The following is a 15,514-nucleotide window of genomic DNA, read 5'->3' as shown; positions in this document are numbered from 1 at the left end:
ATGCCATGTCATCCAATGCGCGGTTGGCTGTCAATATTGACCGTCCCGGGAGGCAGCGCAGGCACATGCCCGAAATTGGAAGCGAGCGGTTCGAGGCGGGCTAGGCGCGCTTTCTGCCCTTCCGTCAGGTCGGGATGGCGGTTGCGCGGCTGTTTGCCGAACGTCGCGGCGACTTGCAGCATGCGCTCCTCGCAGCCTTGGGAGAATGGCAGGCCCAGTTCGCGGTAGATCCGCTTCATCTCGCCCGTCGGATCGGCAATCAGATCCTGTAGCCTCACCTCGGCGAGGTCGGCGGCTGGAATCCGGGTTCTATCAGCCAGATAGTGCATTTCCGTCGCGAGATATTCGCTGGCGATGATCTCTTCCTGCTCGTGCTCGGGCAGCGGCGGCTGCAGGGCGAACGCACGCTGCAACTCGCGCGTCAGAACAAGGTTGGACCGGAACACCGCTTCCGGCGAACGCGAGATGTGGACAAACTTGGCGCCAGGGAACAGCTCCAAAAGGTGACGGACGCGCGCCGTGTGGCTCGGCGACTTGAGCAGAAGTCGCCGCCCTCCGGCAACGAGCGTGAGCTTCTGGACGAAAGCGAGCTGATGTGAGCGCCAGCGGTTCAGCTCTTGCGCCGAAAGCGAGTCGAGATCCTGATATCGATTGAAGAAGGTTTGCCGGCGGGGAAGCACGGCGCGTCCCGCCAGGATCGACATTCCACCCAGATTGTTCAATGCGAAGTCGTCCTCCGCCGGCAGCCTGGCGCCAACCGGCACGACCGCGTCGAGGCGCGTCAACGGCAGCAAGGGCACGAAAAGATAGCGCAGCAGGGCCCAGCCAAGGACGAATGTCTGAGGCGCCAGGACCTGCGGCCAGCCCGGCGATCTCAGGTCCGGGTCCGCCGACAGCAGGTTCTGCAAAAAAGTCGTCCCGGAGCGGAAGTAGCCAAGAACGAACACAGGCGCGTTATCCGGTTCCATCCGGGGAGGTCGCAGCCGCAGCCATGCCCCAAGGATCACGCGCTCCGGCAGGGAGGCGATCGTGTTGATGCCCGAAATCAGGAACAGGAGCATCAGGCGTGGCCAATAAACGGGAGGCAGCCGGCCTTCCGCACGCCATAGGACCCGCAACACGGCGTCAAGAGGTGCCACACACATGAAGTGCGGATACGGCAGGTAGGGCACCAGCCAACGGGCTGCGAAAGCACGGACGCGGTGCCGCATGGCGTTCGACTTCATCAGGCAGTCCGGAACATCATGGTCTCGGTGGTCAATCCCGGCCCGAACGCCATGCCGCAGCCGAGCAAGCCCGACGGCTCCTTCAGCATTTCGGCCATCGCGAACATTACGGTGGCCGACGACATGTTGCCGTATTGCCGGAGCACTTCGCGCGATGCGGCGAGCGCGGCCGGCTTCAGTTCGAGTGCCCGCTCGACCGCGTCGAGCACCGAGCGGCCGCCGGGATGGACCGCCCACAAATCGATCTCCTTGGCGGGCCTGCCGCCGAGGATGGCCGGATGCTCGTTGCGCAGCGTCTCACGGACGGCACCGGGAACCTGCCCGGACAGCACCATGTCAAAGCCGTCGTCGCGGATATTCCAGCTCATCAGCTCCTTGCGTTCCGCCGCCACGATCGCGTGGAAGCTTTCGAGCAGGATGCCGTGCGGCTCGGCTGTCACCAGCGAGGCCGCGCAACCGTCGCCCCATAGACAGAACGAGATCAGCTTTTCGAGCTCCGTGGCTTCCTTGAAATGCAGCGTGCACAATTCGATGTTGACGATCAGCACGCGGGCCTTCGGATCCGATCGCACGATGTGGCGCGACAGCTTCAAGGCGTTGATGGCGGCATAGCATCCCATGAAGCCGATGATGGTGCGCTCGACCGACGTCGACAGGCCGCATCGCTGCACCAGCTCGAGGTCGATGCCGGGCGCCGAAAAGCCGGTGCAGCTCGTCACGATCAAATGCGTGATCAGCGAGCGGTCGTCGTTGGCCAGAAGTCTGTCGACGGCCCTTTGCGCGAGCTCCGGTGCGGCGGCTTCGTACATCCGCATACGCATTGCGGTGCTGGCGAACGAGCCTCTGACCGAGGTGCCGTCGCGGTCGATTGCCCCGCCGCGCGGATCGTCGGCAGGCGCAAAGCAGGAATAACGATGTTCGATCCCGGCCAGAGCGACCATTCGCTCGAAGAGCGCAAGGCGCTGCGCGTCGTTTTCAAGCAGCGAGGCTCCATAGCCGAGGAAGAACCGATGCACGTCATGTTCGGGGACACAAGTGGCAATGCCGTTCAGATACGCTTGAGGGGACAAAATAGCTCCGAGCATGAGCGCAATCGGGCTCATAAGGTCTGCGAATTGGAGAAGCGTTCCTAAGGTAAACGCCTGCATAGAGCATTTTATTGCGCGGTGCCGATATTTCTCATTAGCAAACTGTGATATCAGCCTCCGATCTCGCATGAAGGGACCGACTTTCTTCGCTATCCGGGTTGGGTTCAAATGCGGGTTCCGCGACCAGCAGCGCGCGGCCATGAAGATACGACCCGAATTCTATTTGCCGGATTGTCGGCTGAAGCTAGATTTCCGATCCATCGCATGACCGACATAGACGTCCGGCATCTGGAGCCAGAACTCCTTGACGGCCTCCCGGCTGACGATCCCCGTGCGATTGCATCCCGTCGCGATCTCGTTCGCATCAATGCATTGATGTTCCAGGCCAGGATCATGGCATCGCTGATGCGGCAAAACGTGCAAAAGCCGCCGCTGCGCATCCTCGAAATAGGCGCCGGCGACGGAAAGTTCATGCTGGCGGTGGCGCGGCTGATGGCGCGCCATTGGCCCGACGTCGAGATCGTCATGGTCGACAGGATCGGCTTGATAGGCGAGGACTTGCGCAGCTCTTTCGCTGAATTGGGCTGGCGGGCGCAGCCCGTGACTGCGGATCTGTTCGATTGGACCCAGGACAGGCCCTTCGACCTTGTTTGCGCCAACCTTATCCTCCACCACTTCGACGACATGCGCCTGCAGGAGCTGTTTTCTCGGATGATGACGATGGCCCCGATGCTCGTCGCCACGGAGCCGTTGAGAGCCAAGGTGCCGCTTGTGGCGACACGGTTCCTGCGATTGATCGGCGCCTGCGCGGTGACGCTGAATGATGCAGCGCAAAGTGTGCGCGCCGGTTTTCGCGGCACGGAACTTTCACAATTGTGGCAACTGTCAGGTGGAACGCCCGTGATGGAGCGCCGCAGAGGCCTGTTTACGCAAGGTTTTGTCGGCGCGAGCACGCTCGACACGAAATGATGCACGACGCAATTGTCATCGGTGCCGGTCCTGCCGGAAGTTCCACCGCCATTGCACTCGCCCAACATGGTTGGTCGGTGGCAATGGTGGAGAAGGTGGTATTTCCTCGCCGCAAGGTCTGCGGCGAATTCATGTCGGGCACCAGCCTTGCCTTGCTCGATCAGCTGGGCGTCGGCGAGAGCTGGCGCGCGGAAGCCGGCCCCGAGATAAGGCGCGTCGGGTTCTTTTCGGGCGATGTCTCGGCGCAGGCGCGAATGCCGAGCGCCAAGATGGGTCTCGGCCGCGCGCTCGGCCGCGATCGTCTGGACACCATCCTGCTGCAGGCTGCCGAACGTGCGGGTGTCGAGATCCTCCAGCCTTGCAAGGCAGTCGCCATCTGCCGGCGCGATGACTTGCAATTTCTGACTGTGGAATCTGACCAGCAACAGAAGCTGCTCAGCACACCCGTCATCATTGCCGCGCACGGATCCTGGGAAGCCGGGAAACTTCCGAGCCAGCTTGAAAGAACGAGCCAACCCTCCGACCTTTTCGGCTTCAAGGCGCATTTTACCGGCGCCGCGCTGGCGCCCGATCTGATGCCGCTGCTGGTATTCCCAGGCGGCTATGGCGGGATGGTAACTGCGGATCATGGCCGGGTTTCAATCTCCTGCTGTATCCGCCGCGATGTTCTATCCGGGCTGCGCCGGCGCTTTGGGAATATTGCGGCGGCGGATGCGGTGTCGCGCCACGTCCTGGCCTCGTGCCGAGGCGTGCGAACTGCGCTGGCAGGTGCCGAATTGGATGGCCCATGGCTGGCTGCGGGACCGATTCATCCGGGCATCCGGGCCGGTTACGATCAGGGCATCTTCCGTGTCGGCAACATCGCGGGCGAGTCGCATCCTGTCATCGCCGAAGGGATTTCGATGGCGCTGCAATCGGGCTGGCTGCTTGCGCGAGAACTGATCGCATCGGGCAAACGTCGCGAGGACCGCGACGCCGCCGGGCATCGCTACGAACGCGAATGGCGTCGGCAATTCTCGACCCGTCTGCGTGCCGCGGCCTTGATTGCCAAAATAGCGCTTGGGCCAGGTGGCGCGTCGGCCATGCGCGCCGTGATCAAGAATTTTCCGGCCGCTTTGACGCTTGGCGCTCGGCTGAGTGGAAAGGTCCAGCCCGTTCCAGGCTTTTGACGTCTAGCGCTTTCACCGTTTCACGGAAACGGCGAAACGCCCTATCTTTTTGTTTTTTACGCAATTCCGGACGGAAAACCGCTCACACTTTTCCTGGAATTGCTCTAAATCGCAGCGACAAAACCTTTCCAAGGCCCGGCATCGAAACTTTCCCGCCAAGGACCGGGATAGCCGCGATCGGTTGTGACCGCCGCTCAGCTCAGCTTGTATGCGCAACCAGCCTGTTCACCGTCTCGGGAAAGAAGTCGGGCGCCGAGAGCCGCTTGCCGAACATCATGTCGTATTGGATGAGCCGGAAATCGTTGATCTTCGGATCGATCTGCTTCTGCCTCGCCCAATCCGGCGTTGCTTCGCCCACGGGCGACAGGAGCAGGTTGCGGTCGACCACCCGGTAGTGTTCACGCAGCGCGCCGAGGAAGCCGGTGTAATAGGGGTGGCTGATGCCTGCCGTGGTCAGGATATGATAGGGCAGGAAGGCCGGGCTCACCGAGCCGATGTTCTCGACCGGACCGGAGCGGTTCGACCAGATGACCAAAGGCGTATCGTGGTGTTCGAGCGCGGCGACCGCCGGCTCCTTGCGCGGCGCGACATTGTCCTTGAGGAAGCCGGTCTCGACATAGACGGGTCCGAGCGGCGGCAGATGGTCGCCGAAGAAGGCAATGATGGTCGGCCGCTGGCGGGCCTTCGCCCAGTCGATCAGGCGCTGCAGGCCGCGGTCGGCGTCGGCCGACCCCTCGGCATAGGAAAGCAGCGATTCCCGCGCCCAGGAACTGATCGGCGCGTCGATCGAATGCGTCGGGTTGTAGTAGCGGTAGGGCTCGTAAGGACCGTGGTTCTGCAGGCTGACGGCGAACAGGAACACCGGATCGTCGCTGGTGTCGGCCTCGCGGATGATCTCGTCGGTCATCGCCGCGTCGGAAGCCAGCGGCCCGCGCTTTTCCATCGGCGGCAGCGTCTCTTCGGAGCGGAAGTCGTTGAAGCCGAAATCGGCATAGACGGCGCCGCGGTTCCAGAACCAGTTGGTGCCGGGATGGATGGCGCGCGCCCGATAACCCTGGCTCTTCAGGAAGGTCGCCAGCGACGGGGTCGGGGTGCGCACATATTGCTGATAGGGGATCGAGCCGGCCGGCAGGAAGGCGTTGGAAAAGCCGGTCAGCGCCTCGAACTCGATATTGGCGGTCATGCCGCCGAACTCGGGCGAGAACATCGAGCCGGAGCGCAACGCCCTGACCGTCGGGATCGGGTCGGGCTTGATGGTGACGCCGGGCAGGTGCGTCGGATCCCAGAAGGATTCGCTCATCACCACCACGATATCCGGCTTCTCGTCCGGCATGGAAGCGGCGACGTCGGGGCGCTGGATCGCGGACATCGTCTTCTCGGAATAGCCGGGCGGCGCCGCGACATGCGCCATCGGCACGTTCATCGCGAAGGCCAGCGCAAAGCCGTTGGAGGCGTAGTTCTCCTTCTGGTCCCACATGATCGGGATGATCTGCAGCCGGTCGCGCGTCCACGAGAAGGTGGCGTAGTCCATGATCGAGACGAAGAAGGCGAGCAGCGGCACGGCAAGCGCCAGCCGCGCCAGGCGGCCCTTGCGGCTGAGGATGGGCACTCGCCGGCGCCAGGTCCGCCAGCCGTAGAAGAGCAGCGTCAGACCGCCGACGATGCCGACCGCCAGCATGACGGCCGTCCATGGCCGTTCGCGCACCAGGAGCGGCATCAGCGCCATGATCTGGCGGGCGAACAGGAAATCCGTGGGATAGAGCGGGTCGCCGAGGTAACGCGATTTCTGGTGGCCGACAAAGGCCAGCGCCAGCGTCAGCGGCGCCACGATCATCAGGCTCTGGTGGCTTCGGCCGAGTATGGCGTCCAGCCCGAGCAGCACCAGGGCGAAGACGACGATGGTGGTCCAGCCGGGCTTGAAGGGCTGCATGAAGAAATCGACCGTGCCGAAGAAATCGCCGCGTACGATCAGCTCGATCGCGAATACAAGCAGGGCTGAGGCAAGAAGCGTCGACAGGCCGTAGCGTACGGTCGGCCAGGCTCGTCCCGGCAGATAGCCGGTGGACGGATCGTCTTCCAAAAATTGCGGCGCGGGTTTGGCCGCGCCTTTCCTGATCCTTGCCACTTTGCTTCCCCGGCCCTTGTCACGCGTCTTCCACTCGCGTCACGCCACTGTCATCGAAATGTCACGCAAAGCTAGCGCCTGTGGCGGAAATAAGAAGAGCCAGCAAACTAAACGTGAGCGGTTTTCATCAGGTGTGATCAAGTAAAAGGCCTTTTGGAACAGGCAGTCAGCCAGGTTTCCGACCGAAATGCAGGCCGAAGAGACGCCTGCGGGCTTGACTTGGCTGTCCGCCTTGCGCCAGAGGCAGACAAAACCAGCCTCTGGAGAGACCTCAAATGGCCGTCGCATTCACCTTTCCGGGACAGGGCAGCCAGGCCGTCGGCATGGGGAAGGACCTCGCCGATGCATTCCCCGAAGCACGCCGCGTCTTCGAGGAAGTGGACGCAGCGCTCGGCGAAAAACTGTCGAAACTCATCTGGGAAGGGCCGGAAGAGAGGCTGACGCTGACCGCCAATGCCCAGCCGGCGCTGATGGCGGTGTCGCTGGCGGCGATGCGGGCGCTCGAAGCGCGCGGCTTCTCTTTGAAGGACAAGGTGGCTTATGTCGCCGGCCATTCGCTTGGTGAATATTCCGCGCTTGCCGCGGCAGGCTTCGTTTCGGTCGGCGATGCGGCGCGGCTGCTTCGGACCCGCGGCAACGCCATGCAGGCGGCGGTGCCGCCCGGCGAGGGCGCCATGGCCGCGATCATCGGGCTGGAACAGGCCGACGTCGAGGCCGCTTGCGCCGAGGCAGCTCGCGAGGTCGGTAACGGCTCCGTCTGCCAGGTCGCCAACGACAATGGCGGCGGCCAGCTGGTGATCTCCGGCGCCAGGCCGGCGGTCGAGCTGGCGGCGAGGCTGTGCACCGAAAAAGGCGCCAAGCGGGCGCTGATGCTGCAGGTTTCCGCGCCCTTTCATTCGGCGCTGATGACGCCTGCCGCCGATATAATGCGCGAGGCGCTGGCCGGTGTCGCGAAATCCGCGCCGGTGGTGCCGATCGTCTCGAACGTCACCGTAACCCCGACCAGCGACCCCGATGAGATCGCCCGCCGCCTGGTCGAGCAGGTGGTCGCCCGCGTGCGCTGGCGAGAGACAGTGGAATGGTTTGGCGCCAACGGCGTTGCGAGCCTCTACGAAGTCGGCGCAGGCAAGGTGTTGTCGGGCCTGGCGCGCCGCATCAACCGCGACATCGCCACCGGCGCGGTGGGCACGGCGGCGGAAGTCGAGGCCGCGCTGGCGGCTTTGGGGTGAGGCCCCGTTTTCGTCATTCTAGGGCGGAGCAAGGAGCGAAGCGACGCAGCGCAGACCCTAGAATCCATGCCGTGACTTGGAAGTGCCGCCGCGGTGCAGAATTCTGCTCCGTTGCATCCTTCGGCCAATGTCACGGCATGGATCCTCGGGTCTACGCGTCCGCTTCGCTCCCGCTCCGCCCGTGGATGACGACGGGAAGGAGGCCTTCGCCAATGTCCGACGCTTGTCTAGCGTGACTTGGACGATATGACGTATACGGAACGCGACTGCTTGCAGCCGTCTGGAAAAATGAGGTTGAAGATATGTTCGAACTGACCGGCCGCAAGGCGCTCGTCACCGGCGCATCGGGAGGCATCGGCGAGGCGATCGCCAGGGTGCTGCACAGCCAGGGCGCGATCGTCGGCCTGCATGGCACCCGTGTGGAGAAGCTGGAAGCCTTGGCGGGCGAATTGGGCGACCGCGTAAAACTGTTTCCGGCGGACCTGACGAACCGCGACGCGGTCAAGGCGCTCGGCCAGAAAGCGGAGGCCGATCTCGAGGGCGTCGACATCCTGGTCAACAATGCCGGCATCACCAAGGACGGCCTGTTCGTGCGCATGTCGGACGCGGACTGGGACAGCGTGATCGAGGTCAACCTCACCGCGGTGTTCCGGCTGACCCGCGAGCTGACGCATCCGATGATGCGCCGCCGCCATGGCCGCATCATCAACATCACCTCGGTGGTCGGCGTCACCGGCAATCCCGGCCAGACCAATTACTGCGCCTCCAAGGCGGGCATGATCGGCTTTTCCAAGTCGCTGGCGCAGGAGATCGCCACCCGCAACATCACCGTCAACTGCGTCGCCCCGGGCTTCATCGAATCGGCCATGACCGACAAGCTCAACGACAAGCAGAAAGAGACGATCATGGCCGCGATCCCGACCCGGCGCATGGGCACCAGCGTTGAAGTGGCGTCCGCCGTCGCTTATCTCGCCTCCAATGAGGCGGCCTATGTCACCGGCCAGACCATTCACGTCAACGGCGGCATGGCAATGATCTGAGGCAGGGCGGGCGCCTGTGAAAACAGCCATTTCGGCTTGGACGCCCGTCATTTTTCGTGTAATGCGGCCCGCAACCCGGCGGTTCGGGCAAAAACCGGTCCTGTGGCGTTGCGTTGCCCGCAAGACCATCTTTCAGCTTGATTAGCGGCATTCCGCCCGCTAACGAAGATAGACAACCTAAGACGAGGATTGCCCCAAATGAGTGACACCGCAGAGCGCGTCAAGAAGATCGTCATCGAGCATCTCGGCGTCGATGCCGACAAGGTGACGGAGCAGGCGAGCTTCATCGACGATCTGGGCGCGGACAGCCTCGACACGGTTGAACTCGTCATGGCATTCGAAGAAGAGTTCGGCGTCGAGATTCCGGACGATGCGGCCGAGACCATCCTCACTGTCGGCGACGCCGTCAAGTATATCGACAAGGCCTCGGCCTGAGTTCTTTCGCAGGCATAACCGGGGAGGACCTGCGATGAGGCGTGTCGTCGTCACGGGCCTTGGCCTGCTTTCGCCGTTCGGCATGGGCGTCGAGCATAGCTGGCGGGAATTGCTCTCCGGCCGCAGCGCCTGCCGGCGTGTCACCGAATTCGAGGTGGACGATCTTGCCTGCAAGATCGCCCACATCATTCCGCGCGGCGACGGCTCGAACGGCACCTTCAATCCGGAGGCTGTGCTCGAGCCGAAGGAACTGCGCAAGATCGGCGAGTTCATCCTCTACGGCATCGCGGCCGCCGACGAGGCGCTGGCCGATTCCGGCTGGAAGCCTGAGACACATGAGGACCAGTGCGCCACCGGCGTTCTGATCGGCTCTGGCATCGGCGGCATCGACGGCATCGCCGAGAACGCGATGATCCTGAAGGAACGCGGCCCGCGCCGCATCAGCCCCTTCTTCATCCCCGGACAGATCATCAATCTGGTCTCGGGCCAGGTTTCCATCCGCCACGGCCTGAAGGGCCCGAACCATGCGGTAGTCACTGCCTGCTCGACCGGCGCGCACGCCATTGGCGACGCCGCCCGGCTGATCATGTGGGGCGATGCCGATGTGATGCTGGCCGGCGGCGCCGAGGCGCCGGTCACCCGGCTGTCGATTGCCGGCTTCGCGGCCTGCCGGGCGCTGTCCACCGAGCGCAATGACAGCCCCGAAACAGCGTCGCGTCCTTATGATCGCGACCGCGACGGCTTCGTCATGGGCGAGGGCGCGGGCGTCGTCGTCCTGGAAGAGCTGGAGCACGCTAAGGCCCGCGGTGCCAAGATTTATGCCGAGGTCACCGGCTATGGCCTGACCGGCGATGCCCACCATATCACCGCGCCGGCCGAAGATGGCGATGGCGCCTTCCGCTGCATGACGGCGGCGCTGAACCGGGCGAAACTCTCGCCGGCCGACGTCGACTACATCAACGCGCACGGCACCTCGACCATGGCCGACACGATCGAGCTCGGCGCGGTCGAGCGGCTGGTCGGCAATGCCGCCTCGAAGATCTCGATGTCGTCGACCAAGTCGTCGATCGGCCATCTGCTGGGCGCCGCGGGTGCCGCGGAAGCGATTTTCTCGATCCTCGCCATCCGCGACAACGTTGCGCCCGCCACAATCAATCTCGACAATCCGGAACGCGAGACGGCGATCGATCTCGTGCCGAACAAGCCGCGCCAGCGCCAGATCGATGTCGCGTTGTCGAATTCCTTCGGCTTCGGCGGCACCAACGCCTCGCTCGTGTTCCAGCGCTACAATGGCTGAAAGGCCAACCGGAGCAATCCAGGCAGGAGTGCTCAGCGCTTTCCGCCCCGGGATTGCTCAGAAAAAGACAACCAGCCGGCAGTCCCGCCACCTGCCGTCATTTTTGCCAAATTCTCCCCTAGTTTGTAGCTAGGGGATTCGTTGCAAGATCAGACGGTAGGGCGCGCCATGAGCACAAATCCTGGGAGCACAAATCCGGGCGGCGACGGGGATTTCGCACGGCAGGGCACAAAGGTGCCGATCATGCCGAAGACCGCGGCCGAGGCGTTGCGCCCGGAAGCCGGCACGCCGCCGCCGTCGAAGCGCTCGCGCGCCTCGCGCAGCCAGTTCGTCGTGTTCCTGAATTTCTTTCTCTCCATGGTTATCCTTGCGGTGCTCGCCTCAGGTGCGGCGCTCTATTTCGGCATGCAGGCTTTCGTCGAGCCCGGCCCGTCCGCCAATGGCGACACCTTCATGATCAAGCCGAACACCGGCGTGCAGGAGATCGCCGACCAGCTGGAACGCCGCAGCCTGATCAGCGATGCCCGCATCTTCCGGCTCGGCGTGCGCGCCACGGGCAATGAATCGGCGCTCAAGGCCGGCGAATACGCCATCAAGCCGCGCGCCTCGATGCGCGACATCATGGAGCTCTTCAAGAGCGGCAAGTCGGTGATGTACTCGCTTACCATTCCCGAAGGGCTGACGGTCGAGCAGGCGCTGCAGCGCGTCGCCGATCAGGAGGCGCTCACCGGCGATATGCCGCCGACCTTGCCGCCGGAAGGTACCATCGCCACCGACACGCTGCGCTTCACCCGCGGCGCCACCAGGCAGCAAATGGTCGACAAGCTCGTTGCCGACCAGAAGAAGCTGGTCGAGGATGTCTGGTCGCATCGCGCGGCCGACCTGCCGATCGCCAACATCGACGACTTCGTCACGCTCGCCTCGATCGTCGAGAAGGAAACGGGCAGGAGCGACGAGCGCTCCCGCGTCGCCGCGGTGTTCCTCAACCGCCTGGCTAAGGGCATGCGACTGCAGTCCGACCCGACCATCATCTACGGCCTGTTCGGCGGCAAGGGAAAGCCGGCGGACCGGCCGATCTACCAGTCCGACCTCGACAAGCAGACGCCCTACAACACCTATATGATCAAGGGCCTGCCGCCGACGCCAATCGCCAATCCGGGCCGAGCGGCGCTTGAAGCGGTCGCCAATCCGTCCAAGACCGACGACCTCTATTTCGTCGCTGACGGCAATGGCGGCCATGTCTTTGCAGCGACGCTGGAAGAGCACAACCAGAACGTCGCCCGTTACCGGGCGCTGCAGAAGAAGCAGGCTGATGCCGCCGCCAAGGCCTCGGGCCAGACGACGGCGCCGGCAGCCCCCGATGGCAACGCCGACAGCAGCGACGCCGGGGCCAATGGCGAGAATGGCGACGCCGGCGGCGACGACGCGCAATAGGCGCAATGCATGTCGCCCAAAAGCGCGCAGCGGTTTTGGGAAGACGACATGCATCGAAACTCACTGCATGTCGCCCAAAAGTGCGCCAGCGGTTTTGGGAAACGACATGCACCACGCAGAAGAACGCGTCCTTTGACGCGAGGCCATATTCATGTTTTGAGGGGACGCCGGCCGATCGTCCGGCGATTTTTGGGCGCGCAGCGCTGGGCAACGCATGCCTTGGCTGCGACAGGGGGACGACAGGGCAATGAGCCTGCAAAGCATGACCGGTTTTGCGCGGTGCGCCGCTGAAAGCGAGGGCACCTCGATAGCCTGGGAGGTGAAATCGGTGAACGGCAAGAGCGCCGAGGTGAGGCTGAGATTGCCGCAGGGTTTCGACCGGCTGGAGACGGCCGTCCGGCAGACCGTTCAGAAGCGTTTCGCGCGCGGCAATTTCCAGGCGACGTTGACCGTCGGCCGAGCCGCCGCAAGGCAAATCCAGCCGGTGGTCAACGAGGCGTTCCTCAAGGACCTGGCAGGGCTGGCCAGGCGTTTGCAAGAGCAGTTCGGCACCGAGCCCGCCACAGCCGACGGCCTGCTCTCCCTGCGCGGTGTGCTCGACATTCCCGAAGCCGTGGAGACGGAGGAGGAGCGGGCTACTCTCGACGCCGCGATTCTGTCTGCGCTCGAGATGGCGCTCGCCGGGCTGGAGCAGGCGCGCCGCAGCGAGGGCGCGGCGCTGGGCGCGCTTCTTGCCGGCCACGTCGACATCATCGAGGCGCTGACGCTGAAGGCCGAGGCCGACCCGTCGCGCGAGCCCGCGGCAATCCGCGAGCGTATCGCCGAGCAGGTGCGCCTCTTGACGGATGCTTCGGCCAATCTCGACGCCATCCGGCTGCATCAAGAAGCGGCCTTTCTCGCCAGCAAGGCCGACATCCGCGAAGAGATCGACAGGCTGAAGACGCATGTCGCTTCGGCGCGCGCGCTGCTCAAAAGCGGCGCCGCCGTTGGCCGCAAGCTCGATTTTCTGGCACAGGAATTCAATCGCGAATCGAATACCTTATGCTCCAAGTCGAATGCCGCCGCGGTCACCGCGATCGGGCTGGAGCTCAAGGCGGTGGTCGACCAGTTTCGCGAGCAGGTCCAGAATCTGGAGTGACGGGATGGTTGCCAAGGAGCCGACGGCCGCCAGGGATCTGGGGTCCCGCATCCGCCGCCGCGGATTGATGCTGGTGCTGTCGTCGCCGTCGGGCGCCGGCAAGTCGACGATCGCGCGCAATTTGCTGGAAAGCGATGGAAGTCTCGAGCTTTCGGTCTCCGTCACGACAAGGCCGCGCCGCGGCTCGGAGATCGAAGGCGTCCACTATCACTTCCGCACCATGCGCGAGTTCGAGCGGCTGCGCGATTCCGATGCGCTGCTGGAATGGGCCGAAGTGCACGGCAATTGCTATGCGACGCCGCGCGAGCCGGCCGAAATCGCGCTGGCCGAAGGCCGCGACATGCTGTTCGATATCGACTGGCAGGGCGCCCAGCAGCTCAAGGAGAAGATGCGCGCCGACATCGTCTCGATCTTCATCCTGCCGCCGTCGATGAAGGAATTGAAGGCGCGCCTGAAGCGCCGCGCCGAGGACCAGGAATCGGTCATCGAGACCAGGCTGAAGAACGCCCGCCTCGAGATCGAGCATTGGAAGGAATACGACTTCGTCATCGTCAACGACGATCTCGACCGCGCCTTCGCCGAGGTCCGCGCCATCGTCACGGCGGAGCGGCTTCGCCGCGACAGGAGGCCAGGGCTGTTCGATTTTATTTCGGGACTGTTGGACGAGAAGACGGGGTGATCTTTCCTTCTCGCCGCTTACGGGGGGAAGGTGGCCCGAAGGGTCGGATGAGGGGCAGCGCCGGCCTGCGGCCCGCGAAGCGTAAAGGCGAACTAGACGATCATCACTCGCGACCCGCTACCGCCCGTCTCTCGGTAAAATGTGCTTTGGCTTGATCGTCGGAAACGTCAGGGCGACTGTCGTCGAGCGCTTCTTGTACCTTGGCACGAAACCACACGTCGTATGCTTTGCTGTGCTGAGCTTGCTCCCCGATCAACGCTCTACGTTCGTCACCGCTCAATCGTTTGGTGTCGCTTTCCCTCAAGATGGCACCCATGCGTGGAGACAGTTTAAGGCCTTCGACAGCACTGATTTATTCGCCTGTATCACGGGTCAAAACGAATTGACCGGTTTTGCTCAGGTGCGAGGCGGCAGCTCTGTTTTTCATGAGGTCACATTATCATGCGCGGCCGTTTTCGGGCAATTCACTGCGTCACAATCTTATCCCGTCGACCAGAATGAGGTTGCGGCTGAGCGCTGTGTCGCGCACTTCAAGTGCGGCCACATATTCGGCTGAACGATACCAGCGCCGCGCGCTGTCCATATCGGGAAATTCGACGACGATCAGCGGTCCGGGCTTCCAATTGCCTTCCAGCGCCTCCACCTCGCCGCCGCGCGCAAGGTAGCGTCCGCCATGCTGTGCGATGGAGGCTGCGGCACGGGTTCGGTAAATCTCCATCACCTCCGCGTCGCGGATAGTGACATCGGAAATGACATAGGCAGGCATTTGTAGACTCCGGCTGTTTCGCCTGCCTATCTATGGCGCCGGGGTCTGGATTCCAGTGACGCTGGCGGTCAAACCGCGTTGGTCAGCCTGACAAACTCTTCCACGCTGAGCGTCTCGGCCCGCCGCGTCGGGTCAATGCCGGCCCGCGTCAGCAACGCCTCGCCGCCAAGGCTCTTCACGCTTTGCCTGAGCATCTTGCGGCGCTGGCCGAAGGCGGCCTCGGTGACGCGGCCCAGCTTTCTGGCGTCCACGGGCAGGGGAGACAAGCGCGGCACCAGATGCACCACCGATGAGGTGACCTTCGGCGGCGGCGTGAATGCCTGCGGCGGCACGTCGAAGGCGATCTTCGCCTCGGTGCGCCAGCCGGCCAGGATGCCGAGCCGGCCATAGCCGTCGCTGTCCGGGACCGCTGTGATGCGCTCCGCCACCTCGCGCTGGAACATCAGCGTCATCGATTGGTAGAAGGGCGGCCAATCGGCCACCGTCAGCCAGCGGATCAGAAGCTCGGTGCCGATATTGTAGGGCAGGTTGGCAACGATCTTCACCGGCCCGCCGTTCGCCTCGCCGGCAAGCGCGGCAAAATCCGTCTTCAACGCATCGCCGGGAATGATCTCCAGGCGACCGGGATAATGGCTGGAGACCTCGGCCAGCGCTTCAAGGCAGCGCTCGTCGCGCTCGATGGCGATCACGCGCCGCGCACCGTTGAAGAGAAGCGCCCGCGTCAGTCCGCCCGGGCCTGGGCCGACCTCGATCACCGTCGCCTCGCCGAGATCGCCGGCGGCGCGCGCGATCTTGCTTGTCAGGTTGAGGTCGAGCAGAAAATTTTGCCCGAGCGCCTTCTTGGCCTGCAGGCCATGCCGCTCGATCACCTCGCGCAACGGCGGCAACCCGTCGATTGTGGTGCGCCCGCTCAATGGAT

General features: G+C 63.8%; 15 protein-coding genes. 9 read left to right on the top strand and 6 right to left on the bottom strand.

Annotation, left to right across the window (positions count from 1 at the left end; genetic code table 11):
* Positions 1-8 precede the first annotated feature (8 nt).
* Both LB552_RS14190 and LB552_RS14185 read right to left on the bottom strand, forming a co-directional pair.
* Positions 9-1,226, bottom strand: coding sequence for a sulfotransferase family protein (locus LB552_RS14190; protein WP_224607146.1), 1,218 nt, complete (start codon positions 1,224-1,226; stop codon positions 9-11).
* Positions 1,226-2,515 carry a type III polyketide synthase gene (locus tag LB552_RS14185; RefSeq protein WP_318012038.1) on the bottom strand — a complete coding sequence of 430 codons (1,290 nt, stop codon included), beginning with the start codon at positions 2,513-2,515 and terminating at the stop codon, positions 1,226-1,228. Before LB552_RS14185 ends, LB552_RS14190 begins: the two co-directional genes overlap by 1 nt.
* On the opposite strand from LB552_RS14185, the gene LB552_RS14180 reads away from it, so the two are divergent.
* Positions 2,483-3,283: a class I SAM-dependent methyltransferase gene (locus LB552_RS14180; protein WP_224607127.1), complete on the top strand. Its 801-nt coding sequence runs from the start codon at positions 2,483-2,485 to the stop codon at positions 3,281-3,283. The two genes, LB552_RS14185 and LB552_RS14180, sit on opposite strands and share 33 nt — an antisense overlap.
* Positions 3,280-4,452: an NAD(P)/FAD-dependent oxidoreductase gene (locus LB552_RS14175; RefSeq protein ID WP_224607124.1), complete on the top strand. Its 1,173-nt coding sequence runs from the start codon at positions 3,280-3,282 to the stop codon at positions 4,450-4,452. Before LB552_RS14180 ends, LB552_RS14175 begins: the two co-directional genes overlap by 4 nt.
* A 199-nt stretch (positions 4,453-4,651) precedes the next feature.
* Here the strand turns inward: LB552_RS14175 and LB552_RS14170 are convergent, their stop codons facing one another.
* Positions 4,652-6,577 (bottom strand): LTA synthase family protein, encoded by a 1,926-nt coding sequence (locus LB552_RS14170; protein WP_224607121.1) that lies wholly within the window; start codon positions 6,575-6,577, stop codon positions 4,652-4,654.
* Between the two features lie 275 nt (positions 6,578-6,852).
* Between LB552_RS14170 and fabD the strand changes: the two genes are divergently transcribed.
* From fabD to gmk, 7 genes are all read left to right on the top strand, one after another.
* Positions 6,853-7,806: an ACP S-malonyltransferase gene (fabD, locus tag LB552_RS14165; RefSeq protein ID WP_224607119.1), complete on the top strand. Its 954-nt coding sequence runs from the start codon at positions 6,853-6,855 to the stop codon at positions 7,804-7,806.
* Positions 7,807-8,108: 302 nt separating this feature from the next.
* Positions 8,109-8,846 (top strand): 3-oxoacyl-[acyl-carrier-protein] reductase, encoded by a 738-nt coding sequence (fabG, locus tag LB552_RS14160; protein ID WP_140783695.1) that lies wholly within the window; start codon positions 8,109-8,111, stop codon positions 8,844-8,846.
* Positions 8,847-9,044: 198 nt separating this feature from the next.
* Positions 9,045-9,281, top strand: a complete 237-nt coding sequence (locus tag LB552_RS14155; RefSeq protein WP_006203723.1) for an acyl carrier protein — start codon at positions 9,045-9,047, stop codon at positions 9,279-9,281.
* 34 nt (positions 9,282-9,315) lie between these two features.
* A complete protein-coding gene (gene fabF / locus LB552_RS14150) occupies positions 9,316-10,578 on the top strand; it encodes a beta-ketoacyl-ACP synthase II (protein WP_224605577.1) in 1,263 nt (420 codons plus the stop codon).
* Positions 10,579-10,821: 243 nt separating this feature from the next.
* Positions 10,822-12,012 carry an endolytic transglycosylase MltG gene (gene mltG, locus LB552_RS14145; RefSeq protein WP_224607116.1) on the top strand — a complete coding sequence of 397 codons (1,191 nt, stop codon included), beginning with the start codon at positions 10,822-10,824 and terminating at the stop codon, positions 12,010-12,012.
* A 247-nt stretch (positions 12,013-12,259) separates the two neighbouring features.
* A complete protein-coding gene (locus LB552_RS14140) occupies positions 12,260-13,150 on the top strand; it encodes a YicC/YloC family endoribonuclease (protein WP_095767012.1) in 891 nt (296 codons plus the stop codon).
* A gap of 4 nt (positions 13,151-13,154) precedes the next feature.
* Positions 13,155-13,829: a guanylate kinase gene (gene gmk / locus LB552_RS14135; RefSeq protein WP_095767013.1), complete on the top strand. Its 675-nt coding sequence runs from the start codon at positions 13,155-13,157 to the stop codon at positions 13,827-13,829.
* A gap of 103 nt (positions 13,830-13,932) precedes the next feature.
* On the opposite strand, the gene LB552_RS29855 is transcribed toward gmk, so the two are convergent.
* The 3 genes from LB552_RS29855 to rsmA form a co-directional block, all read right to left on the bottom strand.
* Entirely contained in the window at positions 13,933-14,145 is a 213-nt protein-coding gene (locus LB552_RS29855) for a hypothetical protein (RefSeq protein ID WP_411966029.1), read from the bottom strand.
* Between the two features lie 156 nt (positions 14,146-14,301).
* A complete protein-coding gene (locus LB552_RS14125; protein WP_224607113.1) occupies positions 14,302-14,595 on the bottom strand; it encodes a DUF1330 domain-containing protein in 294 nt (97 codons plus the stop codon).
* Between the two features lie 68 nt (positions 14,596-14,663).
* A complete protein-coding gene (gene rsmA, locus LB552_RS14120; RefSeq protein ID WP_224607111.1) occupies positions 14,664-15,509 on the bottom strand; it encodes a 16S rRNA (adenine(1518)-N(6)/adenine(1519)-N(6))-dimethyltransferase RsmA in 846 nt (281 codons plus the stop codon).
* Positions 15,510-15,514 lie beyond the last annotated feature (5 nt).

Source organism: Mesorhizobium sp. CA7, from assembly GCF_020165015.1.
Taxonomy (GTDB): Bacteria; Pseudomonadota; Alphaproteobacteria; order Rhizobiales; family Rhizobiaceae; genus Mesorhizobium.
Note: the sequence above shows the minus strand (reverse complement) of the source record. Positions and strands in the feature narration are given on the sequence as shown.